Raw genomic sequence first — 23,940 nt, 5'->3', positions numbered from 1 at the left:
GGAACATAGCATGGAACGCATCTTAGTCATTGGCGCAAACGGCCAAATCGGTAGTGAGTTGGTGGGCGCACTGGCGCAGCAGCACGGCGCGGACAACGTCATCGCCAGCGACATCGGCACGAATAATCTGTACCAGGCCAAACGCTACGCGCAGTTGAATGTGCTGGACAAGGACGGCCTGGCGAAGCTCATCGCCGACGAAGGCATCACCCAGGTGTACCAGCTGGCGGCCATGCTGTCGGCCACGGGCGAAGCGGCGCCATTGAAGGCGTGGAGCCTGAACATGGATGGTTTGCTCAATATCCTGGAACTGGCGCGCGAGCGGGGCGAGGCGGGCAAACCGCTGCGCATCTTCTGGCCGTCGTCGATTGCCGCCTTCGGCCCGAACACGCCGCAAGTGAACACGCCGCAAATGACGGTGATGGACCCGACGTCGATGTACGGCATCAGCAAGCTGGCCGGCGAGCGCCTGTGCGAGTACTACTTCAACAAGTATGGCGTGGACGTGCGCAGCATCCGCTACCCGGGCATCATCAGCTACAAATCGCCTCCGGGCGGCGGCACCACCGATTACGCGATCGCCATCTTCCATGCGGCCTTGCGCGGCGAGCGTTATGATTGCTTCCTCGATGCGCACACCACCTTGCCGATGATTTACATGCCCGACGCGATCCGCGCCACCATCGAACTGATGGATGCTCCTGTGTCGCAGATCAAGATCCGTTCGTCCTACAATGTGGCCGGCGTGTCGTTCAACCCCGAGCAGCTGGCGAAGGCCATCGTGCACATGATCCCCGACTTCAAGATCAGCTACAAGCCGGACAGCCGCCAGGCCATCGCCGACAGCTGGCCGCAAAGCCTGGACGACAGCAAGGCTAGCGCAGACTGGGGCTGGAAGGCGCAGATCGGCGTCGAGCAGATGGTCACCGACATGCTGGCCAATGTCGACGTGGGCCATGCCGCCAAGGCAGCCTGAGTACCACACAAGCATTCATAAAAACATACTAATATAAAGAGACACTACATGGATATGAGCGTATTTGACCTGTTCAAGATCGGCATCGGGCCGTCGAGTTCCCACACGGTGGGGCCGATGGTGGCGGCGCGGCGTTTTCTGGTCGAATACGGTCCGCTGGACCAGGTAGTGGGCGTTGAGGCGGCCCTGTATGGCTCGCTGGCGCTGACGGGCGTGGGCCATGCCACGGACAAGGCCGTCATTCTGGGCTTGATGGGCGAAACGCCGCAAGACGTGGCGCCCGATGCGGTCGACAGCAAGCTGGCCGCCATCGAGGCGGCCGGCGAGATCGCCTTGCTGGGCATGCACGTGGTGCCGTTTACGGCGGCCACGGGCCTGATCTGGCACAAGAGCGTATCCTTGCCCGAGCATCCGAACGGCATGCGCTTCACCCTGAAACTGCTTGATGGCAGCCGGGCCGACAAGGTGTATTACTCGATCGGCGGCGGTTTTATCCGCGAAGCGGGCGAAGTGCAAGCTGCGACCCAGGCCGAAACGGCCGTGGAGTCGGCCGCTGCTGCCCGCGTCGTCTTCCCTTTTGATACCATGGAGCAGTTGCTGGCGCACGGCGTGGAAAGTGGCCTGTCGATCCCGGAAATGCTGCGCGCGAACGAGTGCGTCAAGCGCAGCGAGACGGAACTCAATGAAGGTCTGGACCGCATCTGGCAGGTCATGCGCGACTGCATCGCGCATGGACTGGAAACGACGGGCAACCTGCCGGGCGGCTTGAACGTGAAGCGCCGCGCCGCCAAATTATGGCGCCTGGCGCAGGAGGCGAAGGCGTCGGACAACCGCGCCAACGACTTGCCGCACGACGCAGTGCATCTTGTCAGCCTGTACGCGATGGCCGTCAACGAAGAAAACGCGGCCGGCGGCCGCGTGGTCACTGCCCCGACCAACGGCGCCGCCGGCATCATCCCGGCCGTGCTGCGCTACTACGCGCAGGATTGCCGCCCCAGCGACCCGGTCGGCGGCGTGCGCCGCTTCATGCTGACGGCAGCGGCCATCGGCATGCTGTGCAAACGCAATGCCTCGATCTCGGGCGCCGAAGTGGGTTGCCAGGGCGAAGTCGGCGTGGCCTGCGCCATGGCGGCGGCCGGCCTGGTGGCGGCCCTGGGCGGCACGAACGAGCAGATCGAAAACGCGGCCGAAATCGGCATCGAGCACCACCTGGGCATGACCTGCGACCCCATCGGCGGCCTGGTGCAGATTCCGTGCATCGAGCGCAATGGCATGGGCGCCGTGAAAGCCATCACGGCCGCCTCGCTGGCGCTGAAGGGCGACGGCACGCACTTCGTCAGCCTCGACGAAGTCATCGAAACCATGCGCCAGACGGGCGCGGACATGCAGGACAAGTACAAGGAAACCTCGCTGGGCGGGCTGGCAGTTCACGTGATTACGGTGAACCACGCCGCTTGCTGATGCGCTGGCGGTGGCGTCGGATTACGCGCGCAGCGCTAATCCGACCTACGCTATGCCACGGTCGGCGTAGGTCGGCTTAGCCCGCAGGGCGTAAGCCGACATCACCAAGGCAGTAAGCCGACATCACCAAAGCAGCAGCCACCAACTCACTCCTCCTCAAACAACTGCTCCAGCCTTCTCGGGTAGTGATTCAAAAAATCGCGCGTGACCGCATAGTGTTCCGTATCCTCATACGCCACTTCGTGGATGCCGCCGCCCGTAAAGCTGAGGATTTTCGCGTTCGGGTAGGCCAGCAGGATGGGCGAATGCGTGGCGATGATCAGCTGCGAGTCGTCCTGCACCAGCTGGTGGATCACCGATAATGCAGCCATCTGGCGGCTGGGCGACAGGGCCGCCTCGGGCTCGTCCAGCAGATACAGTCCCTTGCCCCGCAGCTTGTTGATCAGGGTCGCCATGAACGCTTCGCCGTGCGATTGCGCGTGCAGCGACTTGCCGCCGTAGCTGCCCAGGTACTCGGGCATGTCGTCCATGTAGGTGGCGACATTGAAAAAGCTTTCGGCGCGCAAAAAATAGCTGTCATCGGGCTTCTTGTAGCTTTTGCTCAGGCGCAGATGCGCATGCAAACCCGATTCCTCGTCCGACGGCAGGGCGATGCGCACATTGCGCGTGCCGCCATCCTTGCCGAAGCCCAGCCCCACGGCCAGCGCTTCGAGCATGGTCGACTTGCCGCTGCCATTCTCGCCCACGAAAAACGTCACATCGCGGTGGAAATCCATGTGCACGAAGTCGCGAATGGCGGGGATGGTGAACGGATAGTGATCGAGGTCGACGACGGTGTCGTGGCGCAGCGTGGCGCTTTGCAGATACGGTTTTTTACTCAGCGACATGGCCGGTTCCATGAATGGCCCGGAAGCGGGCCGACAAACACCAGTGTGGCGCAAATCAGGCGCATGCGCCAGCACGGGCGCCTGATTTTTTGACTTAAGGCTCGCGCATGCAATCGCCGAAGTACTCGTGGTAGAAGGCTGTGGGGCGATTTTTCTTGTCGAGCAGGCCGAAATGACGGCCGACCTGACGTCCGACCGTCATCAGGGTGTCGGCTGCATTTTTCGTTCCCGCATAGCCTTTTTTCAGTAGCCAGGCTGTGCGCACCGGAGCCGGCATATCCGCTGTGCGTCCGACCAGCAGGGCGTCGACCAGGCAGATTTGTTCCCGCTCGGCGCTTTCTACAAAAGGCTGCGTACTGGCCACCGCGGCATACAGCCCGCTCTTGCCACCGGCCAAAACGTCATTCAGACGCTCTTCGTTACTGCCAAATAGGTCAAATTCGCTTTCTGAATATGGAAAACAGTAGGCATAGGCTGTTTTCAGCGCGGCACCCTGAGTCCTGATATACCACTGGGCAAAAGTGGCAAGGTCGTCTTTTTCCTGTCCGCGGCGGAACTGTGCGTACAGGGGGAGGACATTTTTAAAGGAGCAGCCAGTCGGCACCCAGCCAAATTGCGGCACTTCGTCTTCCTCGACCGGCGCTGCGATGGCCACCGCTTCCGGGACGCGTGTCGCAGCAAAACACCGCAAGTCATACCCCAGCATGAACAAACACGCTTCGAAGGCATGGCAGCGGGCGGCCATGTCGGCGCTGTCCGCCTTGAACCAGTCGCACTGTTCCAGCACGGCGCGCAGGATCCAGCCCAGCTTGACCTGCCATTGCGCCCAGTCCTGGCACGACACGGCCTTGCCAAAGAATTGCGGTGCACCGGCAAAGCCGACGTCGATCCCCTTGGGATTGCGGATTTGCTTGCCGCGCGCGGCGCCCGAAGGGAAGGCCAGCCAGTGTTTCTTTGCCAGTTTCTTGCCCGCCTGGCTGCGGTATTGCGCGTACAGCATGGCCATTGCGGCGCCCACGCGGCTGTCGTAGATGGGCGAGCCGCTGTCATCAAACAGGGCGTGGATCTTGGTCATGCCCGCGTCGAAGCGTTCCACGCTATCCGTATCGAGCGCATCGAGCGAAGCGTCCGAGTCGAGCGACATCAATGGCGCCAGGCGCGTGAAGTAGGCGACCAGGCGGCCTTGTGCGTGCAGGCGCTTGAGGAAGACGATGGCGCCGCGCACGCCGCCCCATTCGAGGATGGCCAGGCAGGCGGCCAGCGCCTGGTCTTCATCCTGCCGCGCGATGGCGTCTTTCAGCCAGCCGCGCAGCATGGCCAGCGAGGCGCGCGTCTCGTGCCAGTTACCCGAGACGACAGCCTTGCCTTGCGCATCGGTCCAGCGCGTGCTCCACATATAGTGGCCCAGTGCCGCTTCCAGGCCCGTCGCCTGCACGTCCAGGCCGCCCGGCACGAAGCGGCTGCGCGCCATCTTCAGCTGAAAGGGCCGCGCTGGCAGTTCGGCCGCCAGCCAGTCGATAAAACCCCGTACCTCGTCCTGCTTGAGAAAATCGTCACGCTTCATGTGGCATTCCTGTTCATTGCTGTGTTGTTAAATTGGGGTAAAAACGGAGCCCGACCTACAGATCTTGCGCCCAGCGGTCCCAGAAGCCGGGTTCGTCGTGGGCCGCGTTCTGCATGGCGAGATCGAGGGTGAGCAGGTAAAAGCGCACGCCCGCGTGGCGCATGCTGCCGTCCGCATGCTCGAGGTAATCGCGCAGCTGGCAATACGCGGGCAGCGTTTCGTCATACGGCAGCTCGAAGCAGATCTGGCCGCGCCACGACGAAAAGCCCGACAGTTCGGCGTAGGGACCGCAAGGCTGCCAGGCGATCGCCTGCGCGTCAAACCAGTCGAGCATGCTGCTGCGCACGGCATCGTCGTCATGGCGGTAGAGGCGCGACTCTTCGTAGCTTTTTGGGTGGAACTCCAGATACAACACGGCACGCTGGCGCTGGCGTGCGATGGCGTCGATATGGTCGATGAGCTGTGGCATGGTCGTCGTGGGCCGGCTGGCGTGCCCGGCTAGTCTGTAAAGCGGCCATGATACAGTTGCCGTGCGACAAGGTGTGTCGTTTGACAACAGACGCGCCCTGCGCCTGCCGGGTGCTGCCCGGGCAAACGCGACGGATTCGCCTTGGGGAGCGGCTGGCACTATAATATCCGCTGCCATTCATGATCAACCGCACTCAGCTCAACTGGACTCTTCAAATTTATGCACTACGTGTCTACCCGCGCTGATAAAGCGCCATCGAATCTGCAGCAATTCTCCGACATCCTCCTGGGCGGCCTGGCCCCCGATGGCGGACTGTATCTCCCAGAACACTACCCGCAAGTCACTGGTGCCGAGCTCAACGCCTGGCGCACATTGTCGTATGCCGACCTGGCATTCGAAATCCTGAAGAAGTTCGCCACCGATATCCCGGCCGCGGACCTGAAGGCATTGACGGCGAAAACCTATACCAAGGCAGTCTACAAGAACGCTCGCGCCGGCGAAAACGCGGCCGACATCACGCCGCTGCGCGTGCTCGAAGAAAACCTCGTCAAGGGCGGATCGACCACCCTGATGCTGCAAGCGCTGTCGAACGGCCCGACCCTGGCCTTCAAGGACATGGCCATGCAGCTGCTGGGCAACCTGTTCGAATACACCCTGGCCAAGACGGGCGCCGAACTCAATATCTTTGGCGCCACGTCCGGCGACACGGGCAGCGCGGCCGAATACGCGATGCGCGGCAAGAAGGGCATCCGCGTCTTCATGCTGTCGCCGCACAAGAAAATGAGCGCCTTCCAGACGGCGCAGATGTTCAGCCTGCAAGACCCGAACATTGTTAACATCGCCGTCGAAGGCGTGTTCGACGATTGCCAGGATATGGTCAAGGCAGTGTCGAACGACTTGCCGTTCAAGGCGAAACAGAAGATCGGCACCGTCAATTCCATCAACTGGGCGCGCGTCGTGGCGCAGGTCGTGTACTACTTCCGCGGCTATCTGGCGGCCACCACCAGCAATGAGCAAAAAGTGTCGTTCACGGTGCCGTCTGGCAACTTTGGCAATATCTGCGCCGGCCATATCGCCCGCATGATGGGCTTGCCGATCTCGAAACTGGTGGCGGCCACGAATGAAAACGACGTGCTCGACGAATTCTTCCGCACGGGCGTCTACCGCGTGCGCAAGTCCGCCGAGACCTATCATACGAGCAGCCCGTCGATGGATATTTCGAAAGCGTCGAACTTCGAGCGCTTCGTGTACGACCTGGTGGGCCGCGACAGCGAGCGCGTGCGCGCACTGTTCACGAAAGTGGAAACGCACGGCGGCTTTGATTTGTCCGGCAAGCCTGGCAGCGATGGCGACGAATTCAAGCTGGTGGCCAAATACGGCTTCAAGTCGGGCAAGTCCACGCACCAGGACCGCCTCGATACCATCCGCGACGTGGCCGACGACTATGGCATCACCATCGACACGCATACGGCCGACGGCATCAAGGTGGCGCGCGAGCACCTGGAACCGAACGTGCCGATGATCGTGCTGGAAACGGCGCTGGCGGCCAAGTTCAACGAAACCATCCTCGAAGCGCTGGGCGTGGACGCCGAGCGCCCGGCCGGCTTCGACAACATCGAAGACTTGCCGCAAAAGTTTGTCGTGATGGATGCCGACGTCGAGAAAATGAAGGCGTACATCGCCGCCAACACGGGCTTGTGATGAGCGGGCCTGTGATGAGCGATCCGGCTGCACCCCGTAAACCGATGTTGTCGGTGGCCGAGGCGCAAGCCTTCATGCTGGGCGCGGCGCGTCCGGTGGCCGAAGTCGAGCTGGTCGACACCATGCGCGCCAACGGCCGCGTGCTGGCCACGGCGCAGACGTCGACCTTGAACGTGCCCGAGCGCGACAACACGCAGATGGATGGCTATTGCGTGCGCGCGATTGACTGCGCCAGCGGCGCGGCCAGCCTGCCCGTGTCGCAGCGCATCGCGGCCGGCCACGTGGGCCAGCCACTGCAGCCGGGGACGGCGGCGCGCATCTTTACTGGCGCGCTGCTGCCGGACGGCGCCGATTGCGTAGTGATGCAGGAGCAGTGCACCTTGGCGGACGGCGTGGTGACGGTGAACCACGTGCCGCATGCGGGCGAATGGGTGCGCCGCCAGGGCGAGGATATCCGCGCCGGCGGCGTCATCCTCGGTGCGGGCCGGCGTTTGCGCAGCCAGGAAATGGGCCTGGCCGCCTCCGTGGGCCTGGCGCAAGTGCCCGTGCTGCGCAAGCTGCGCGTGGCCGTGTTTTTCACGGGCGACGAACTGGCCATGCCGGGGCAGCCATTGGCGCCGGGCGCCGTCTACAACTCGAACCGTTTTACCCTGCGGGGCCTGCTGGAAAATCTGGGTTGCGAGATCACGGACCTGGGCATCGTGCCAGACAGCCTGGAAGCGACAAAAGCCGTGCTGCGCCAGGCGGCCCAGGGCAATGATCTGATCATCACCTCGGGTGGCGTGTCCGTGGGCGAGGAAGACCATATCAAGCCGGCTGTGGAAGCGGAAGGGCGCTTGAACATGTGGCAGATCGCCGTCAAACCGGGTAAACCCTTGGCGTTCGGCGAAGTGCAGGAGGCCTTCTTTGTCGGCTTGCCCGGCAATCCCGTGTCCAGCTTTGTTACCTTCCTGCTGTTCGTGCGTCCGTTCATTTTGCGCCTGCAAGGCGTGGCGGGCAATCTGGCGCCGCGCAGCTACCAGCTGCCGGCCGCGTTTGAGCGCCTGAAGGCGGACAGGCGCAACGAGTTCTTGCGCGCCAAGGTCAATGACGACGGCGAGCTGGAACTGTTCGCCAACCAGAGTTCGGGCGTGCTGACCTCCACCGTGTGGGGCGACGGCTTGATCGATTGCCCGCCTGGGCTGTCGATTGCGCGCGGCGACATGCTGCGTTTTATCCCGTTTAACGAATTGCTGTACTAAGGAAGTATCGATGAAGATCAATCTGCGATTTTTCGCCAGCGTGCGCGAGCTGGTGGGCACGGGCCAGGAAGTGCTGGAAGTGGCTGCGCCGCTGACGGTGGGCGAGGTGAGAACCCTGCTGATCGCCCGTGGCGGCAACTGGGAATATGCGCTGGCGCAGGGGCGTGCGCTGCGCATGGCGCATAACCAGGTGATGTGCCATGCCGATACCGTGATTGCGCAAGGCGACGAGGTGGCATTCTTCCCGCCCGTGACGGGCGGCTGAAAATGTCCACTCAAGAAAATGGCCGCTGAAGCGGCCATTTTCTTATGACGACTTGGTTGTTGGTTTGTCCCCGCTGCACGTGGCGCAGGCGATGGCTTTCTTGTAGCGCCAGTATTTCGAGCCGATGAAGATGGCCGACGCCACCAGCGACCAGGCCAGCGCGCTGAGGATGTCGGCGTTGCTGGTGGTGCCCTTGCTGTATTCGACCACCGTCAGGATGATGAATAAGATCGAACTGGCCAGCAAATAACGGGAAATCCAGAATCCTGCACCCATGTGTTTCTCCTCTTGTCGTCGCGTTGTCTGGTGAAGTCAAAGTACTGATCGCTGCAGCATGTCCGCGCAGTATGCATCATTTTTCGGCATTCTTGCCATCCCCGGACCTTATCTCGACTAAAATGCCGGGGTTTTCACCGTCTTTCCAGCTTGCCATGACCCATTTCAGTTCCCCTCCGTTTCACATCGCCGTCATCGGCGGCGGCCCCGCCGGCCTGATGGCCGCCCAGGCGGCTGCCGACCAGGGGGCGCAGGTGGAATTGTTCGACGCCATGCCGTCTGTCGGCCGCAAATTCCTGCTGGCCGGGCGCGGCGGCATGAATATCACGCACGCGGAAGGCTACCAGGCCTTCGTCTCGCGCTACGCCAGGCAAGCGCACCGGGTGAAACCGGCGCTGGACCAGTTCGGTCCGCAAAAGGTGCGCGACTGGGTGCACGGCCTGGGCGTGGAGACCTTCGTCGGTTCTTCGAACCGCGTTTTCCCGACCGATATGAAGGCCGCGCCTTTGCTGCGCGCCTGGCTGCACCGCTTGCGCGAAGCGGGCGTGCAGTTTCACATGCGCCACCGCTGGACGGGCTGGCACGACGGCCAGCTGGCGTTCGCCACGCCGGACGGCGAACGCCTGCGCTCCTTCGATGCCGTGATCCTGGCGCTCGGTGGCGGCAGCTGGGCGCGCCTGGGATCGGACGGCGCCTGGGTGCCGTTGCTGCAAGGGCAGGGCGTGGCCGTGGCAGCACTGGCGCCGGCCAATTGCGGCTTCGACGTGGACTGGAGCGAGCATTTCAGCAGCCGTTACGCGGGCGAGCACCTGGCTACGCTGGCCATCACCGCGCATGACCTCGATGGCTTGACGGTCAAGCGCCAGGGACAGTGCGTCATCACGGCGGGCGGCATCGAAGGCGGCCTGATTTATGCGCTATCGGCCGCGCTGCGCGAGCAGATCGCGCGTGACGGCCGCACCACCATCTGGCTCGACCTGGCGCCTGACCACAGTCATCAGCGCGTGTTCGAGGAAGTCACGCGCCCGCGTGGCGCCCGCTCCATGTCCAGCCACCTGCAAAGCCGGCTGGGGATAAAAGGCGTGAAATCGGGCTTGCTGCGCGAATGCCTGGGCTCGGCCGACTTTGCCGACGAAGTCAAACTGGCTGCCGCCATCAAGCTGCTGCCCGTCACCTTGCAGCGCCCGCGTCCCATCGATGAAGCCATCAGCAGCGCCGGCGGGGTGGACTTCGGCGGCGTCGACGGCAGCATGCTGCGCGCCATGCCGGGCGTGTTTGTCGCCGGTGAAATGCTGGACTGGGAAGCGCCCACGGGCGGCTACCTGCTGACGGCCTGCCTGGCGCAAGGCAAGGCGGCTGGCGAGCAGGCGGTGGCGTGGCTGGAAGAGAAAGTCAATGCCAGATAATATCGCCTGACCCGCTTTTCTGCGCATCGCGCTGGCGCGGGTTGCCGTGGATGTGGATGTCGCCGCTGCCGCGCAAGGTCAGGTTGGTGGCGTCGCGCACGAAGACGGTGCTCGTGCCGGAGCCTTGCAGGCTGACGCTGGCCTTGTCGGCCGCCAGGTGCTCGGCATCGATATCGCCTGAGCCGCTCAGGTCGGCGCGCAGGAATTTCGTGTTGCCGCTGGCGGCGATGCGCCCGGAACCCACCATTTCCAGCACCACGCTGTCGCTGTTGCCGGCATTGATGTCGAGGTCGCCACTGCCGTTGACGGTGGCTTGGACCTGCTTGTAGCGTCCCGTGAAGCTGACGTCGCCCGAACCCGTCAATTCCAGGATGAAACTGTCGCCGGAAAATCCCGTGATCTTGCTGTCGCCATTGCCGTGCACTTCCACGCGCGTGAGCGATGGCAGCACCAGTTCCACCTGCAGCGGCTGGCGATGGTGGAACAGCATGCCTTTCGGGCCGATATGCAGGGTGGTGCCATCCTGCGTAGTGTCGACATTCGACAGCAGACGCTGTTCGCCGCTGACCTTCATCGATGGCGTGGCGCCGCGGCGCAGCACCAGGTCGATGGGCCCGGCCAGGTCGATGCTGTTGATGTTGGCGGAAATGGGGCGCGTTTCGCTGCGCACGGCGCGGCCGGCAGCGCTGCTGGGATTGCTGATCCCTTTGGCGCGCAGCGCCGCATACGACATGGCGATCAGGACTATGGCCAGCAAGAGCATGGACAGGCCAACTTTGAGCAAGCGTTTCATGGCAGCCTTTCTAGTGACCTTTGAGCAGGGAGACATTCATGGCGATGTAGCGCTTGATACCGATCAAGGTATAGCGCGTGACCACCAGACTGAGCAGGAAGATGGCGATACCGCCGAGCAGCATGCCCGCGCCAAAGATGGTTTGCGTGGTGCGCGCATCGCGGTCCATGTCGGTGGAGATGCGGATACCGCCGCCGGCCAGCGCTTCGGCCCGCTCCAACATGCGCGAGGAAGCCCCGGGCGCCCCGGCCTCGGACTCGGCCGGGTCACGCTGCAAGGGGCCGGGCACGTGGTCGATTTCGATGCCCGTGTCGCCGATGGTGATGCGCGTTTCGCGCCGCTCGCCGCCTTCGCCGCCTTCGCCGCCGTCATCGTCATGGATGAAGACGTGGCGCAAGGGGCCATCGAGCACCAGTTCGTTGGCGCCGGACAAGCCGCTGGCCGTGATGGCAATGCCGGCCAGGTAAAAACTCAGGCCGACCGCATACAGGGTGGCCAGCAGGGCCGCGTAGACGGCGGCAGGTACGACCATGAACAGGTTGAAGATGGCCAGGCCCACCAGCGACACGAGCAGGCGCAGCAGGTTGACGGGGGTTTTCTTCTGTTCGAAGGCCTGGCGGTGCGTGCTGCTGCGCAAGGTGAGGGCGATTTTTTTCGGTTCGCCCAGGTCGTCGGCGATCTCATGCTCGCTGCGGCCGGCCGCAGCGCCTTCGATGAAGGTCTGTTCGTAATAATCGAGCGTCTTGGCCACCAGGTCCGGTGGCAAGCCTGCCAGCGCGCGCCGCAGAGAGTCGAGATAATCTTGCTTGTTCATCATATTCTTCCTGTGCGTCCGCTTTGCCGCTTCAGCCCATGGCCGGCAGCAGCATGCTTGCCTGGCTCAGCATCAGTGGTGCTTGTGGCGTTTGCTGTCCGTGAATGATGGTCAGGGTGGCCAGTGCCACACACGCGAGCAGCGCCAGGGCTTTCAAGCTGTTTTTCAAGTGCAAGGTGGTGTGCATGGTATTCCCCGTGGCATGGCCGTTGTCGATGATCAGACTGTACCCAAGCGCGGCCTGGCGCACCAGCGCGGTGCGACAGAATGCAATTTCGCGGGGGCGAGCGACACCAGGGCAGGATGCAGCGTCAAGTCTGTTGTGACGCCTTGCCCGTGGTGACGCCCCTGGCGGCCGCCACGCCGCTGCGCACGGCCGCCTCGATGGTGGCAGGATAGTCTTGCTTCCGGTCAGCATTGGCCGTGTAGTCGCCCGCCAGCAGCAAGCCCGGCATGCCGCTGGCGTTGTCGGGACGCAATAAATCGGGCGTGCAGGCAAAGGTGGCGCGCTTTTCCGTGATCAGCTGGGTCCAGACGGGCTGCGCCAGTTCCGGACGCTGCAATACTTGCGCCAGTTGCGCCGCGATGGCTTGCGCCAGCGGCCCATGGCCTTGCTCGGCGGCAGGACCGGAGGCGCTGATGACGACGGCCAGCAAGCCCGCCTGGCTTGCGTCAAGCTGGCCCCGGTCGAAGACGAACTGGCCCCAGTGCTGTTGTTCTGGCGCATCGACGAGCGCGTAAAACGGCAAGTCCAGGCGCACGCTGGCGTCGTACTGCAGGTAGCAGGTGCTGATGGCTTCCGGCGTGAACGCCTGCATGCGATTGATGACGTCGGCCAGGCGTGCGTCGTGCAAGTCTTGCAGCAGGCTGGCAGCCTGCACGGATGAGGTGGCGACGATCACGCCATCAAAGCTTCCCCCGTCATCGACGCCGTCATCGAGTCTCCAACGGCCATCGGGCAAGGCGTGCAAGGCGTCCACCTTGGCGCCCGTGCGCACTGCGCCGCCATGCTGTTCCACATAGCGGGCAGCCGCCTCGGGCAACAGGGCACTCAGGTTCGCCTTCGGGATCAGCATGTCGGAGGCGCGCCGGCGGCTCGCCCCCAGGCTGTCGCGCAGCACGTTGAGGAAGACGCGGGCCGAGGCCCGCTCGGGCGGGGTATTCAGCGCTGCCAGGCACAGCGGGTGCCACATCAGCCGGTTCAAACGATCCGTCTGGTCGAAGCGCTGCAGCAACTCGGTCACCGAGCAATCGTTGTACAACTGCCAGCCCATCGTGCGCATGGCGGTGGAAAAGCGCATCAGGGCCAGCTTGTCGGCGCGCTGCAAACCTTTGGCGCGCAGCAGGGCCCACGCCAGGTGCAGCGGTGCGGGCAGGCGCGGCGCCAGAAAATCCATGCCACCGGAGTTTGCCGGATAGCGCATCTGCAGGGGCAGGGTGAGGATCAGTTCGGCAGGGTCTTGGCCCGCGAGCTTGATCAGGCGCAAGGTTTCCGTGTAGGCGCCCAGCAAGATGTGCTGGCCGTTGTCGAGTACGGTATTTTCTCTTTCGACGCGGCGCGCGCGACCGCCCAGGGTGCGCGCCGCCTCGAACACGCTCACCGAATGGCCGGCGCGCGCCAGTTCCATGGCCGCCGCGCAGCCGGCCCAGCCGGCACCGATGACGGCGTAGCGTTGCTTCACGTTACTCTCAGCCACGAACCCAGGTCTTCCAGGCCAGCCACAGTTTGCGGATCGGCGTGAGCGAAATGCGCTGTTTCAGCACGTGGTAGCCATCGCGCTCGACTTCATTGAGCACGGTGCGGTAGATGGCGGCCATGATCAGGCCCGGGCGCTGGGCGCGGCGGTCTTCCGCCGGCAGCAGGGCGAAGGCTTCGTCATACGCCTTTTGCGCGCGCGCCACCTGGAAACGCATGAGGTTTTCGAAATTTTCGCTGTGGCGCGCGTTCAGCAGGTCGGCCGCCGTCACATTGAACTGCTGCAATTCGCTGATCGGCAGGTAGATGCGCCCCTTGCGCGCATCTTCGCCCACGTCGCGGATGATGTTGGTCAGCTGGAAGGCATGGCCCAGTTTTTCCGCGTACAGCAGCGTTTCCGGGCGGGTCGCGCCGAAGATACTGGCCGACAAGATGCCCACCACGCTGGCCACGTGCCAGCAATAGCGGCTCATGGCCTGGTAATCGAGGTAGCGGGTCTGGTTCAAGTCCATTTCCATGCCGTCGATGATGGCCTGCAAATGCTTTTCTTCCAGTTGATACACGGCCAGGTGCGGCTGCAGCGCGCGCATCACGGGATGCGTGGGGTTGCCCTCGTACATGGCCTTGACTTCCTTGCGCCACCAGACCAGCTTGGTGCGTGCCACGGCTTCGTCCGTGCAGTCGTCGACCGTGTCATCGACTTCGCGGCAGAACGCGTACAGGGCCGTGATGGCCTTGCGGCGTTCGGCCGGCAGGAACAGGAAGCTGTAGTAGAAGCTGGAGCCGCTCTGGGCGGCCTTTTGTTGGCAGTATTCGTCGGGAGACATAGTCAAAAGAGCAAGGGTTGCAGATCGAAGCCGCTATTCTATCGTCTTACAGAGTGGGCGACGGGGGAAAAGCCGTTTTTACTTGTGTCTCTTGATGCAGGCTTTTGCGCGACATGCGCAGCGCGCGCCAGAAAATGATCAGCCAGTCGCGCTTTTCCAGTTTCGGGCGGCGCCGGAACACGTCGTAATTGACCGCTTCGATGGCTTCGAGGATGCGCAAGCCCCCTTGCACCACCAGACGCAGTTCCCAGCCGATGCGCCCGCGCAAACGCAGGGCCAAGGGCGCGCCGGACAGCATCAGGGCGCGCGTGCGGGCCACTTCGAAGCGCATCAGGGCGCTCCACTTGCCGTGCGCCTCGGGCCGCTCGAAGGCGGCGGCGGAGACGGCAAAGCGGCTCAGGTCTTCCATCGGCAGGTAGATGCGCTCTTTTTGCTGGTCGATGGCGACGTCTTGCAGGAAATTAATTAGTTGCAAAGCTGAACATATGGCATCGGAATCGCGTACATTCTGTTCATCGGCCGCGCCGTACAGGTGCAGCATCAGCAGCCCCACGGGGTTGGCGGAACGGGCGCAGTAATCGAGCACGTCGTCGTAGCTGGCGTAGCGCGTCGTTTGCACATCCTGCTTGAAGGCCGACAACAGATCGTAAAACGGTTTCAGCGGCAACTGGTGTTTGGCGATGACGGCGGCCAGGCGTTCGAACATGGCGGCGTTCTCGCCTGCATGGCCTTCGTGGCGTGCGATACGGCCCAGCGCCTCTTCGTAGGCGTGCAGAGCGGCCAGGCGTTCGGCCGGCGTGGCGTCGCCTTCATCGGCCAGGTCGTCGGCGCTGCGGGCGAAGGCATAGATGGCTTCGACGGCGGGCACCAGGCGGCGCGGCAGTAAAAATGATGCAACAGGAAAATTTTCGTAATGGTCTACAGGCATTGAACACGCTTCTCTAGTCTTGCGTTTGTCCGGCACCCCTCAAACGCTGGAATGTGGCGGACGTTGTACGGCTCAAGATTAATGACGCAAAAGTCACTAAAAACTTTTACGCACGATTATAATTAATAACCAGAAAGTCATTAGAGGGAGTCACTCCCTGTCATGATCAAGCTGATATTGTCACAAATTTAAGGATATCGCGTGCGAAAAAATTTGGCTTATCCCCATCGGCAAGCAAAAAGTTTCTCCGCATAAAAATATTACAGCCCGCATAGTAAAGGAAAATACCTTGTTTGCCCTGAAAACCCTGCGCCGCGAGACCGGTGCACCCGCGCTGCCCGCCCTGCGGCTGATCGCCGCCGCCGCCCTGGCGCTGAGCCTGGCGGCCTGTTCCAAGCCCGCCGTCAAAGTGGAAGACGTGCGCCCCGTGCGCGCGATCGTGTTGTCTAGCAGTAATGTTGATGTGAGTGCCGAGCTGGCGGGCGAGGTCGTGCCCCGCGTGGTGTCGCAGCTGGGCTTCCGCGTGGGCGGCAAGATCGTCGCGCGCCAGGTCGAGGTGGGCGCCAGCGTGAAAAAGGGGCAAGTGCTGATGCAACTCGATCCCGTCGACTTGCAGCTGTCGCAGGCCCAGGCCAAGGCGTCGCTGGTCAGCGCGGAAACGAGCCGCGACCTGGCGCGCGCGGAATTGAAGCGCTACCAGGATTTGCGCGAGAAAAATTTCGTCAGCCAGGCCGTGCTCGATGGCAAAAATGCCACCTACAAGGCGGCGCAGGCGAACGTGGAAGCGGCGCAAGCCCTGTATCGTGGCCAGGCCAACCAGTCCGGCTATGCCAGCTTGCTGGCCGACGTCGATGGCGTCGTCACGCGCATCGAGGCCGAAGTGGGGCAGGTGGTGGCGCCCGGTGCGCCCGTGGTGCAAGTGGCCAAGAGCGGCGAGAAGGAAGTCGTGATCGGCATTCCCGAAGACAAGGTTGACACCTTGCGCGGCGTCAAGGATGTGGTGGTGCGCCTGTGGGCCGACCCGAAGCAAGGCTTGCCCGGCAAGATACGTGTCGTGTCGCCCGTGGCCGATGCCGCCACGCGCACCTATCTGGCCAAGGTCAGCATCCCGGACGCGCCGCAAGCGCGCCTGGGCATGACGGCCGTGGTGCAGTTCGCTTCGCAGACGGCCACGCCGCAGATCAAGGTGCCGCTGACGGCGCTGTTCAATGAAAAGTCGCAAAGCTCCGTCTGGGTGGTGGAAAACGGCGCCGTGAAGCTGGTGCCGGTGACGGTGGGTGGCGTGGCGGGCAATGAGTTGCTGCTGACCTCGGGCGTGAAAGCGGGCCAGACGGTGGTCACGGCCGGCGTCAACCTGCTCAAGCCTGGGCAGAAAGTCTCGATTCTGGGCGCCGAACTGGCCAGCAAGCCTGATGTGGCCGCGGCCCCCGTCAGTGTGGGTGCGGCCAAATGAAGGGCGGCTTCAATCTGTCGCGCTGGGCCCTCGAACACATCCCGCTGACGCGCTACCTGATGGCCGTGCTGCTGATCGGCGGCATGCTCAGCTATGCCAGCCTGGGCCAGGATGAAGATCCCCCGTTTACCTTCCGCGCCATGGTCTTGCAAGCGTACTGGCCCGGTGCCACGGCGCTGCAGATGGCCGAGCAGGTAACGGACAAGCTGGAAAAGAAACTGCAGGAAACGCCGTATATCGACGAGATCACCAGCTATTCGAAGCCCGGCGAAACCTTGATCCTGCTGGAGTTGCGCGAATCGGCGCCGCCCAAGGAAACGGCGGCCGCCTGGTATCAGGTGCGCAAGAAGATCGGCGATATCCAGGGCACCTTGCCGGCCGGCGTCGTGGGCCCGTTCTTCAATGACGAGTTCGGCGACACGTATGGTTCCATCTTCGCCCTGTCCGGCGACGGTTTTACCTACGCGGAAATGAAGGATTACGCGGACAAGGTACGCCAGGAACTGCTGGCCGTGGGGCAGGTATCGAAGGTGGAACTGTTCGGCGTGCAGGATGAAAAGATCAATATCATCTTTTCGCACAAGAAATTTGCCCAGCTGGGCATTCCATTTGACGCCATCGTGCAGCAATTGTCCGCGCAAAACAGCATCAATGCCACGGGCGTGCTGGTGACGCCGACGGATAATCTGCAAGTGCGCGTGACGGGCGCCATGCTGACCGTCAAGGACCTGGAAAACCTGGAGCTGCGCGCCAACGGCACCACCTTCCGCCTCGGCGACTTTGCCACGGTGAAACGCGAATTCGTCGATCCGCCGAAGGACAAGATGCGTTTCAACGGCAAGGAAGTGATCGGCCTGGGTGTATCGATGGAAAAGGGCGGCAACATCATCGACATGGGCAAGGCCCTGCAAGCAACGGTGACGCGCATGAAGAGCGAGTTGCCGGTCGGTATAGAGTTGCAGCGCGTGTCGAACCAGCCGGAAGCCGTGTCTGCCTCCGTGGGCGAGTTCGTGCATACCCTGGTCGAAGCCATTCTGATCGTGCTGGCCGTCAGCTTTGTCGCGCTGGGCTTGCATACAAAACCGCTGCGCATCGACGTGCGCCCGGGCCTGGTGGTGGCGCTGACCATCCCCCTGGTGCTGGCCGTGACCTTCCTGTTCATGCGCCTGCTCGACATCGATTTGCACAAGATCTCGCTGGGCGCTCTGATCATCGCGCTGGGCTTGCTGGTCGATGACGCCATCATTGCCGTCGAAATGATGGTGCGCAAGATGGAAGAGGGCATGTCGCGTTTCGACGCGGCCACGTTCGCCTACACCTCGACGGCGATGCCCATGCTGACGGGTACATTGATCACGGTGGCGGGCTTCTTGCCCATCGGCCTGGCCAAGTCGGCCGCCGGCGAATACACGTTCTCCCTGTTCTCGGTGAATGCGCTGGCCCTGATCATCTCGTGGGTGGTGGCCGTCGTCTTTACGCCCTACATCGGCTACGTCTTGCTGAAAGTGAAACCGCACGCGCATAACGACCATGAATTGTTCGATACGCCGAATTTCCGCCGCTTCCGCCGCGCCGTCACCTGGTGCGTGGAATGGCGCAAGACGACGATAGCGGCCACCCTGGCCATCTTTGCGCTGGGCATTTACGGCTTCAACTTTATCGAAAAGCAATTCTTCCCCGATTCCAGCCGTCCTGAACTGATGGTGGAACTGTGGTCGCCCGAAGGCACGACCTTTGCCGCGAATGAAAAGCAGGTGAAGAAATTCGAGGCGTTTGTGGGCAAGCTCGACGGCGTGGACAGCGTCACCAGCTATGTGGGCACGGGCAGCCCCCGTTTCTACCTGCCGCTGGACCAGATCTTCCCGCAGACCAATGTGTCGCAAGTGGTGATCCTGCCGAAGAGCCTGGCGGATCGCGAGCAGCTGCGCCAGAAGATCATCGATGTCTTCAAGAAGGATTTCCCGGAAGTGCGGGGCAGGGTAAAACTGTTGCCGAACGGACCACCGGTGCCGTATCCCGTGCAATTCCGTGTCACGGGGCCGGAAGTGGCGGGCGTGCGCGCCATCGCCGACCAGGTCAAGGACATCATGCGCGCCAATCCGAACACACTGGGCGTCAATGACAACTGGAATGAGTCGGTGAAAGTGCTGCGCCTGGACCTGGATCAGGACAAGATGCGTGCGCTGGGCGTCACCTCGAAAACCGTGATGCAGGCGGCCAATACGATACTCTCGGGCACCGTCATCGGGCAGTTCCGCGAAGACAACAAGCTGATCGATATCCAGGTGCGCCAGCCTTTGGCCGAGCGGGCGACGATTTCCGTGCTGAATGACACGAATATTCCGACGGCAACAGGCAAGTCCGTGCCCATCTCGCAGCTGGCCCGCGTGCATTTCGTGTGGGAGCCGGGCGTGGTCTGGCGCGACAAGCGCGAATGGGCCATTACCGTGCAGTCGGACGTGGTCGACGGCATCCAGGGCGCGACAGTCTCGACGCAGCTGGCGCCGCAGCTCGACGCCTTGCGGGCCAAGATGCCGGACGGCTACCGCATCACCGTGAAAGGCGTGGCGGCCGACAGCGGCGAGGCGGAAGCGTCGATTGCCACCAATCTGCCGCTGGCCATCTTCATCATCTTCACCTTGCTGATGCTGCAGCTGCACAGTTTTTCGCGTTCCCTGCTGGTGTTTCTGACGGGGCCGCTGGGCGTGGCGGGCGCTGCCTTTGCCTTGCTGGCGCTGGGCCGGCCACTTGGTTTTGTGGCCAACCTGGGCATCATCGCGCTATTCGGCATGATCATCCGCAATTCGGTGATCCTGGTCGACCAGATCGAGCAAGACATCAACGATGGCTCGGCGCCATGGGATGCCATCATCGACTCGGCCGTGCGCCGCTGCCGCCCCATCGTGCTGACGGCCGCCGCCGCCGCACTGGCCATGATTCCCTTGTCGCGCTCCGTCTTCTGGGGCCCGATGGCGGTGGCCATCATGGGCGGGCTGATCCTGGCGACGGCCTTGACTTTACTGTTCCTGCCGGCTCTGTATGCGGCCTGGTTCCGGGTCAAGAAGCCGGAGCCGTCGGCAAGAGAAGCGAGTACGCCAGCTGTGTAATTCACCCAAACGGCGAAAATGCCGGGGTCGTACCCTCAGGGTACGACCCCAGTGCTTGCTTTTGGGGTAAAGATGCCGCCACACTGACCGGTGGCGCTCTCTGAGGCGCAGCAAAAAAAGGCGGCATTCCTCTGGGAAATCCAGTAGAATGCCGCCTTTGCTTTGCCGAGGGCTTGCACTATCAGTCCACGGTAGCCAGATCGTTCCCGAGTTGTTAAAATCAGGGAAGCAAGTAGTACCAAGTAGTACAAAATGCGGATGTGGTGGAATTGGTAGACACGCTGGTCTTAGAAGCCAGTGCTTCGGCTTGGGAGTTCGAGTCTCCCCATCCGCACCAATCCGGGTTGTTCCAGCCCGGAAGTGCAGCACCATCAAGATATGCTCCAAGGCAGTCATCAACCGAGTGCGCCGAGCGCGGCCAGTTGCCGGCTCGATAGTTGCACCATCTGCGCAATCAGCGTCTGCGCATGCGGGTAGCCCCTTCTTTCCATCAATTTATCATCTTCAGTCAGCGGCCAAAGTGCCTGCAACACGTGTTGCCGCGCCTGCGGCCAGTGTTGCTCTTGCGACCACGTGGACGTTGGTAGTTGCCTGTTCAGCAGGTGCAGCGCCTGCTCCGTCATCGCCAGCTCTTGCTGCGCCTGCAGGCCCAACGTGTCGCTTCGGGGCGGCGGCTGTTGCGCCAGATAAGTATCGAGCTTGCGGCTCTGGCGCTCGTACAGGTCGAGCAGCAGATGCAGGGTAGCGCCGCTGGGACGCCGTTGCGTGTCGAGCGCGTCGAGCACATCCAGCAGCCAGTGCGTCATGTGCCGCCCCGCCAGTCCCAGCTCCGGCCAGGTAGTGCTTTGCAATTGCTCGCCCAGGTAGCGGGCGCGGTCGATGGCGCGCCGTCTGCCGCTCATGTGCTGGCCGATGGGGCCGTACTGTGGTGCCAGCGCCGCTTCCTGCCGCTCGGCCTGCAGGCACAGCAAGGCCAGGTGGACATACACATGAAAGGCAGCCAGGGCGCGGTGGGCATCCCAATAGTGATTGCCGTCATCATCGGGCGCATTCCACAGCGAACAGACCTTGGCGCCATCCTCGCGCGCATAATCGGGCGCCAGCAGGCTATGGCCGTGGCGGAAGTCGTACAGTTTCTGGTGCAGGGATTCGTGCAGCAAGTGCTCGGCCAGCCACCAGGGGTTGCCGATCAGTTCCTGGTTCAGGAACACGCTGCCATTGACGCGAAATTGCGAGCTGGAGGCCTTGCCGCGCCACGTGCCCAGCTTGGGAAACAAGGCGATCAATTGCACATGAGAGAGCGCGCTGGCCGTCAGGCGGGGCAGCAGGGTTTCCAGTAGCCGCAGGCCGCGGTGCAGCAGGACCCGTTCCTGCGGCGTGGGCGTGGACAGCGGCGCGCCGTAGTTATCTTCCATCACGGCAAGGAAGGCGCGCGCATACGGCGTGCCTTGCTGCCAGGCATGCCATAGATAGGTGTCTTCGTTTTGCGGGCTACCGCTACCCTCTTTGTGCAGGCGCGCCATGGGCGGCAAATGGGCCACCAGCGGGCCGCCGGGAAAGCCCGCCTGCAGATGCGCGTGGGCCTCCTGGAACAGCGCCGCGCATTGCGGCAAAGGCAATCCGTACTCGTCGCCCAGATGCAACTGGCGCATGGCGTGTTGCACGGCGCAGCGCAGCACCGTGTCGCCCAGCAACTGGCGCCGGCGCACGGGTGGCGCCGCATCGAGCAGCGTGGCCAGGCTGTCCGCCTCGGGCAGGGCGCCACCGAGCTTGTGCAGGCGCCGCCGGTAGGCGACGGCCAGCTGGTCGCGGATATAGTTGCTGTCGCCAAAGGCGCGGTGGCTGGCCAGCGCCGTTTCCACGGCGGTCAGCACGTCCGCATCCGGTGCTGCGGCACGCACGGCAAGCGCAGCCACTGCCGGATCAGGCGGCGGTGGGGTGGTCGTGGTCGTGATGGCCGTCTCCCTGCATGCGCAATTCCATTTCATCGACTTCCGTCTGGATTTTTTGCAGGTCGTCATCGCTTACGCCGTCGAGCAGGCGGCTGAGAACCATTTGCAGCTTGGCTTTGGCGTTGCTGGAACCGCCGGGTGCGCTATCGCTCATGATATTTTCTCCACTAAATTCACTTGGAGTGCGTAGCGGTGGCTTAGGTTTGCCTGAAAAATGGCCAAATTGAGGTAAATCAAAGGTTTTTTGACTGAAATCTTCGTCAAGAGCGCATTTCTTTGTTTCGGACGGAGCGACAGTTCGCATATACTAATGAACGAAGCAGGCTGGAAAGCCTGTCTCTGGCGAAGTAAGAAAAGCCGGGGCAAGAGTAAAGACAGGGCAACCCAGGCTGTGGCGATTCATTCGCCGCCGCTGGCATCCTCTGTGGCCGGGCTGCAAAGCCAGCCACTTTCCCGAAGTCCTTTGTTATAATGCCACGCTTTACCGAATGATGGCCGGCCTTGCATTTACTTGGAAGCAAGGCTGGACGCTCGGAGCCCTGTCGCAGTACTGGAAGCGGCGGATTGTTTGGTGCCTGGTGCGGGTTTTTCCCTCAGCCGGGTAGACCAGGTCCATCGTCCTGTTTTCAGTACTTTTACAGATGAATATGCGAGCGAGTGAAGCTGGACCCATGTCTTGCCGCCAGTGATGGCGCAAGGGGTCGGGTCTTCTTTTCTCGCACCAACAGTGTTTATTTTTTGGACGATTTTTTACATGGCAACTGCAGTCGAAACCTTGGGCAAACTCGAACGTCGTATCACGATCTCCTTCCCGCTGACGGACGTCCGCACGGAAGTTGAGAAGCGCCTGAAAGTGCAAGCCCGTACGGCTAAGGCACCGGGCTTCCGTCCGGGCAAAGTGCCGTTGAAAATGGTCGCAGCACAATACGGCTACCAAATTGAATCCGAAGTGCTGAACGATAAAGTCGGCCGCGCGTTCAACGACGCCGCCAACGAAAACAATCTGCGCGTGGCCGGTTTCCCGAACATCGTGCCGAAAGAAGAAGCAGCCGAAGGCCAGCTGGCTTTCGATGCAACCTTCGAAGTGTATCCGGAAGTCGCCATCGGCGACCTGACGGCCGTTGAAATCGAAACCGTGCAAGCCGAAGTGTCGGAAGCCGAAATCGACAAGACCATCGATATCCTGCGCAAGCAGCGCGTGCACTTCCACACCAAGGGCGAAGCTGGCGAACACGGTGACGGCGGTGAGCCGATCGCTGCCAACGGCGACCGCGTGACCGTCGACTTCGTCGGCTCGATCGACGGCGTTGAATTCCCAGGCGGCAAAGCTGAAGGCTACGCTTTCGTGCTGGGCGAAGGCCGCATGCTGCCAGAATTCGAAGCCGCGACCCTGGGCCTGAAAGTGGGCGAGTCCAAGACTTTCCCATTGTCGTTCCCTGAGGACTACCATGGCAAGGACGTGGCCGGCAAAACCGCCTCGTTCACCATCACGCTGCAAAAGCTGGAATGGGCGCACCTGCCGGAAGTCGATGCCGAATTCGCAAAGTCCCTGGGCGTTGCCGATGGCGACCTGGCCAAAATGCGCGAAGACATCAAAGTCAACCTGCAGCGTGAAGTCGCTGGCCGCGTAAAAGCACGCAACAAGGAAGCCGTCATGGACGCGCTGATCAAAGTTGCTGAGCTGGACGTGCCAAAAACGCTGATCGCTCAAGATTCCGAGCGCCTGGCCGAAATGACCCGTCAAGACATGGCGCAGCGCGGCATGAACGTCAAGGACGTGCCTTTCCCAGCAGAACTGTTCGCAGAAAAAGCCGAGCGTCGCGTACGCCTGGGCCTGATCCTATCGCAACTGGTAGGCGACAACAACCTGCAGGCGACGCCTGAGCAAGTCAAGGCGCAAATCGAAGATTTCGCCCAAAGCTACGAAGATCCACGCGAAGTACTGAAGTACTACTACAGCGACCGTCGTCGTCTGGGTGAGATCGAAGCCCTTGTATTGGAAGAAAACGTCGTCACTTACGTGTTGGGCCTGTCGAAAGTCACGACGAAAGCAGTTGCTTTCGACGAACTGATGGGAAGCAACGCACAAGCGTAAACCAGTTGGTATCCGGATGCCATTATTGC

The 23,940-nt window shown here is 62.3% G+C and carries 21 protein-coding genes and 1 tRNA gene; 10 read left to right on the top strand and 12 right to left on the bottom strand.

Annotated features, from left to right (window positions below; translation table 11 throughout):
- Positions 1–10: 10 nt before the first annotated feature.
- Together CLU93_RS25785 and CLU93_RS25780 are read left to right on the top strand one after the other, a co-directional pair.
- Positions 11–976 (top strand): NAD-dependent epimerase/dehydratase family protein, encoded by a 966-nt coding sequence (locus CLU93_RS25785; protein WP_099763934.1) that lies wholly within the window; start codon positions 11–13, stop codon positions 974–976.
- 48 nt (positions 977–1,024) lie between these two features.
- Positions 1,025–2,437 (top strand): L-serine ammonia-lyase, encoded by a 1,413-nt coding sequence (locus CLU93_RS25780; RefSeq protein ID WP_099763933.1) that lies wholly within the window; start codon positions 1,025–1,027, stop codon positions 2,435–2,437.
- A gap of 146 nt (positions 2,438–2,583) precedes the next feature.
- Here the strand turns inward: CLU93_RS25780 and CLU93_RS25775 are convergent, their stop codons facing one another.
- The 3 genes from CLU93_RS25775 to CLU93_RS25765 all read right to left on the bottom strand — a co-directional run bounded on the left by CLU93_RS25775 (position 2,584) and on the right by CLU93_RS25765 (position 5,357).
- A complete protein-coding gene (locus CLU93_RS25775; protein ID WP_180287947.1) occupies positions 2,584–3,324 on the bottom strand; it encodes an AAA family ATPase in 741 nt (246 codons plus the stop codon).
- 94 nt (positions 3,325–3,418) lie between these two features.
- Entirely contained in the window at positions 3,419–4,888 is a 1,470-nt protein-coding gene (locus CLU93_RS25770) for a hypothetical protein (RefSeq protein ID WP_099763931.1), read from the bottom strand.
- A gap of 55 nt (positions 4,889–4,943) precedes the next feature.
- On the bottom strand, positions 4,944–5,357 hold the full coding sequence (locus tag CLU93_RS25765) for a hypothetical protein (RefSeq protein ID WP_071077491.1): 414 nt from the start codon (positions 5,355–5,357) through the stop codon (positions 4,944–4,946).
- A gap of 219 nt (positions 5,358–5,576) precedes the next feature.
- On the opposite strand from CLU93_RS25765, the gene thrC reads away from it, so the two are divergent.
- Genes thrC through moaD form a run of 3 tightly spaced genes read left to right on the top strand, consistent with a single transcriptional unit; the run spans position 5,577 to position 8,564 of the window.
- A complete protein-coding gene (gene thrC / locus CLU93_RS25760) occupies positions 5,577–7,058 on the top strand; it encodes a threonine synthase (protein ID WP_099763930.1) in 1,482 nt (493 codons plus the stop codon).
- 14 nt (positions 7,059–7,072) lie between these two features.
- Entirely contained in the window at positions 7,073–8,299 is a 1,227-nt protein-coding gene (locus CLU93_RS25755) for a molybdopterin molybdotransferase MoeA (protein WP_099764602.1), read from the top strand.
- A gap of 10 nt (positions 8,300–8,309) precedes the next feature.
- Entirely contained in the window at positions 8,310–8,564 is a 255-nt protein-coding gene (gene moaD, locus CLU93_RS25750; protein ID WP_099763929.1) for a molybdopterin converting factor subunit 1, read from the top strand.
- A gap of 42 nt (positions 8,565–8,606) precedes the next feature.
- Here the strand turns inward: moaD and CLU93_RS25745 are convergent, their stop codons facing one another.
- On the bottom strand, positions 8,607–8,840 hold the full coding sequence (locus CLU93_RS25745) for a hypothetical protein (protein ID WP_099763928.1): 234 nt from the start codon (positions 8,838–8,840) through the stop codon (positions 8,607–8,609).
- Between the two features lie 155 nt (positions 8,841–8,995).
- On the opposite strand from CLU93_RS25745, the gene CLU93_RS25740 reads away from it, so the two are divergent.
- Entirely contained in the window at positions 8,996–10,246 is a 1,251-nt protein-coding gene (locus tag CLU93_RS25740; RefSeq protein ID WP_099763927.1) for a TIGR03862 family flavoprotein, read from the top strand.
- On the opposite strand, the gene CLU93_RS25735 is transcribed toward CLU93_RS25740, so the two are convergent.
- The 6 genes from CLU93_RS25735 to hpnC all read right to left on the bottom strand — a co-directional run bounded on the left by CLU93_RS25735 (position 10,233) and on the right by hpnC (position 15,304).
- Positions 10,233–11,039 carry a head GIN domain-containing protein gene (locus tag CLU93_RS25735; protein WP_099763926.1) on the bottom strand — a complete coding sequence of 269 codons (807 nt, stop codon included), beginning with the start codon at positions 11,037–11,039 and terminating at the stop codon, positions 10,233–10,235. The genes CLU93_RS25740 and CLU93_RS25735 overlap by 14 nt on opposite strands.
- A gap of 10 nt (positions 11,040–11,049) precedes the next feature.
- Positions 11,050–11,856: a DUF1700 domain-containing protein gene (locus CLU93_RS25730; protein ID WP_257225097.1), complete on the bottom strand. Its 807-nt coding sequence runs from the start codon at positions 11,854–11,856 to the stop codon at positions 11,050–11,052.
- Between the two features lie 28 nt (positions 11,857–11,884).
- Positions 11,885–12,040 carry a hypothetical protein gene (locus CLU93_RS28335; RefSeq protein ID WP_165829442.1) on the bottom strand — a complete coding sequence of 52 codons (156 nt, stop codon included), beginning with the start codon at positions 12,038–12,040 and terminating at the stop codon, positions 11,885–11,887.
- A 124-nt stretch (positions 12,041–12,164) separates the two neighbouring features.
- Positions 12,165–13,535: a hydroxysqualene dehydroxylase HpnE gene (gene hpnE / locus CLU93_RS25720; RefSeq protein ID WP_306595228.1), complete on the bottom strand. Its 1,371-nt coding sequence runs from the start codon at positions 13,533–13,535 to the stop codon at positions 12,165–12,167.
- A gap of 7 nt (positions 13,536–13,542) precedes the next feature.
- Positions 13,543–14,376, bottom strand: a complete 834-nt coding sequence (gene hpnD, locus CLU93_RS25715; RefSeq protein WP_096235300.1) for a presqualene diphosphate synthase HpnD — start codon at positions 14,374–14,376, stop codon at positions 13,543–13,545.
- Positions 14,377–14,422: 46 nt separating this feature from the next.
- Complete coding sequence (gene hpnC / locus CLU93_RS25710) at positions 14,423–15,304, bottom strand: squalene synthase HpnC (RefSeq protein ID WP_099763923.1); 882 nt, start codon at positions 15,302–15,304, stop codon at positions 14,423–14,425.
- Positions 15,305–15,593: 289 nt separating this feature from the next.
- Here hpnC and CLU93_RS25705 point away from each other — a divergent pair, with 289 nt between their 5' ends.
- The 3 genes from CLU93_RS25705 (at position 15,594) to CLU93_RS25695 (ending at position 20,201) form a co-directional block, all read left to right on the top strand.
- Positions 15,594–16,757, top strand: coding sequence for an efflux RND transporter periplasmic adaptor subunit (locus CLU93_RS25705; protein ID WP_099763922.1), 1,164 nt, complete (start codon positions 15,594–15,596; stop codon positions 16,755–16,757).
- Positions 16,754–19,864, top strand: a complete 3,111-nt coding sequence (locus CLU93_RS25700; RefSeq protein ID WP_099763921.1) for an efflux RND transporter permease subunit — start codon at positions 16,754–16,756, stop codon at positions 19,862–19,864. The genes CLU93_RS25705 and CLU93_RS25700 overlap by 4 nt, the downstream gene beginning before the upstream one ends.
- Before the next feature lie 254 nt (positions 19,865–20,118).
- Positions 20,119–20,201 (top strand) — tRNA-Leu (locus CLU93_RS25695).
- 58 nt (positions 20,202–20,259) lie between these two features.
- Here the strand turns inward: CLU93_RS25695 and CLU93_RS25690 are convergent.
- Both CLU93_RS25690 and CLU93_RS25685 read right to left on the bottom strand, forming a co-directional pair.
- Positions 20,260–21,780 carry a hypothetical protein gene (locus tag CLU93_RS25690; RefSeq protein ID WP_099763920.1) on the bottom strand — a complete coding sequence of 507 codons (1,521 nt, stop codon included), beginning with the start codon at positions 21,778–21,780 and terminating at the stop codon, positions 20,260–20,262.
- 7 nt (positions 21,781–21,787) lie between these two features.
- The gene (locus CLU93_RS25685; protein WP_099763919.1) at positions 21,788–21,970 is read right to left on the bottom strand and encodes a hypothetical protein; all 183 of its coding nucleotides are present in this window, start codon (positions 21,968–21,970) and stop codon (positions 21,788–21,790) included.
- 600 nt (positions 21,971–22,570) lie between these two features.
- Between CLU93_RS25685 and tig the strand changes: the two genes are divergently transcribed.
- The gene (tig, locus tag CLU93_RS25680) at positions 22,571–23,911 is read left to right on the top strand and encodes a trigger factor (protein WP_099764600.1); all 1,341 of its coding nucleotides are present in this window, start codon (positions 22,571–22,573) and stop codon (positions 23,909–23,911) included.
- Positions 23,912–23,940 lie beyond the last annotated feature (29 nt).

Origin of the sequence: Janthinobacterium sp. 35 (genome assembly GCF_002754575.1) — a bacterium.
Lineage (GTDB): Bacteria > Pseudomonadota > Gammaproteobacteria > Burkholderiales > Burkholderiaceae_D > Janthinobacterium > Janthinobacterium tructae.
This window is presented reverse-complemented; position numbering and strand designations above follow the sequence as displayed.

Excerpts from the sequence above, each read along its gene's own strand:
- CLU93_RS25755 (WP_099764602.1), top strand. The coding sequence starts at position 7,073 with ATGAGCGATCCGGCTGCACCCCGTAAACCGATGTTGTCGGTGGCCGAG.
- CLU93_RS25700 (WP_099763921.1), top strand. The coding sequence starts at position 16,754 with ATGAAGGGCGGCTTCAATCTGTCGCGCTGGGCCCTCGAACACATCCCG.
- CLU93_RS25735 (WP_099763926.1), bottom strand. The coding sequence starts at position 11,039 with ATGAAACGCTTGCTCAAAGTTGGCCTGTCCATGCTCTTGCTGGCCATA.
- CLU93_RS25775 (WP_180287947.1), bottom strand. The coding sequence starts at position 3,324 with ATGTCGCTGAGTAAAAAACCGTATCTGCAAAGCGCCACGCTGCGCCAC.
- CLU93_RS25765 (WP_071077491.1), bottom strand. The coding sequence starts at position 5,357 with ATGCCACAGCTCATCGACCATATCGACGCCATCGCACGCCAGCGCCAG.
- tig (WP_099764600.1), top strand. The coding sequence starts at position 22,571 with ATGGCAACTGCAGTCGAAACCTTGGGCAAACTCGAACGTCGTATCACG.
- CLU93_RS25780 (WP_099763933.1), top strand. The coding sequence starts at position 1,025 with ATGGATATGAGCGTATTTGACCTGTTCAAGATCGGCATCGGGCCGTCG.
- CLU93_RS25745 (WP_099763928.1), bottom strand. The coding sequence starts at position 8,840 with ATGGGTGCAGGATTCTGGATTTCCCGTTATTTGCTGGCCAGTTCGATC.
- hpnD (WP_096235300.1), bottom strand. The coding sequence starts at position 14,376 with ATGTCTCCCGACGAATACTGCCAACAAAAGGCCGCCCAGAGCGGCTCC.
- CLU93_RS25740 (WP_099763927.1), top strand. The coding sequence starts at position 8,996 with ATGACCCATTTCAGTTCCCCTCCGTTTCACATCGCCGTCATCGGCGGC.
- hpnC (WP_099763923.1), bottom strand. The coding sequence starts at position 15,304 with ATGCCTGTAGACCATTACGAAAATTTTCCTGTTGCATCATTTTTACTG.
- CLU93_RS25730 (WP_257225097.1), bottom strand. The coding sequence starts at position 11,856 with ATGATGAACAAGCAAGATTATCTCGACTCTCTGCGGCGCGCGCTGGCA.
- thrC (WP_099763930.1), top strand. The coding sequence starts at position 5,577 with ATGCACTACGTGTCTACCCGCGCTGATAAAGCGCCATCGAATCTGCAG.
- CLU93_RS25785 (WP_099763934.1), top strand. The coding sequence starts at position 11 with ATGGAACGCATCTTAGTCATTGGCGCAAACGGCCAAATCGGTAGTGAG.
- CLU93_RS25685 (WP_099763919.1), bottom strand. The coding sequence starts at position 21,970 with ATGAGCGATAGCGCACCCGGCGGTTCCAGCAACGCCAAAGCCAAGCTG.
- moaD (WP_099763929.1), top strand. The coding sequence starts at position 8,310 with ATGAAGATCAATCTGCGATTTTTCGCCAGCGTGCGCGAGCTGGTGGGC.
- CLU93_RS28335 (WP_165829442.1), bottom strand. The coding sequence starts at position 12,040 with ATGCACACCACCTTGCACTTGAAAAACAGCTTGAAAGCCCTGGCGCTG.
- CLU93_RS25770 (WP_099763931.1), bottom strand. The coding sequence starts at position 4,888 with ATGAAGCGTGACGATTTTCTCAAGCAGGACGAGGTACGGGGTTTTATC.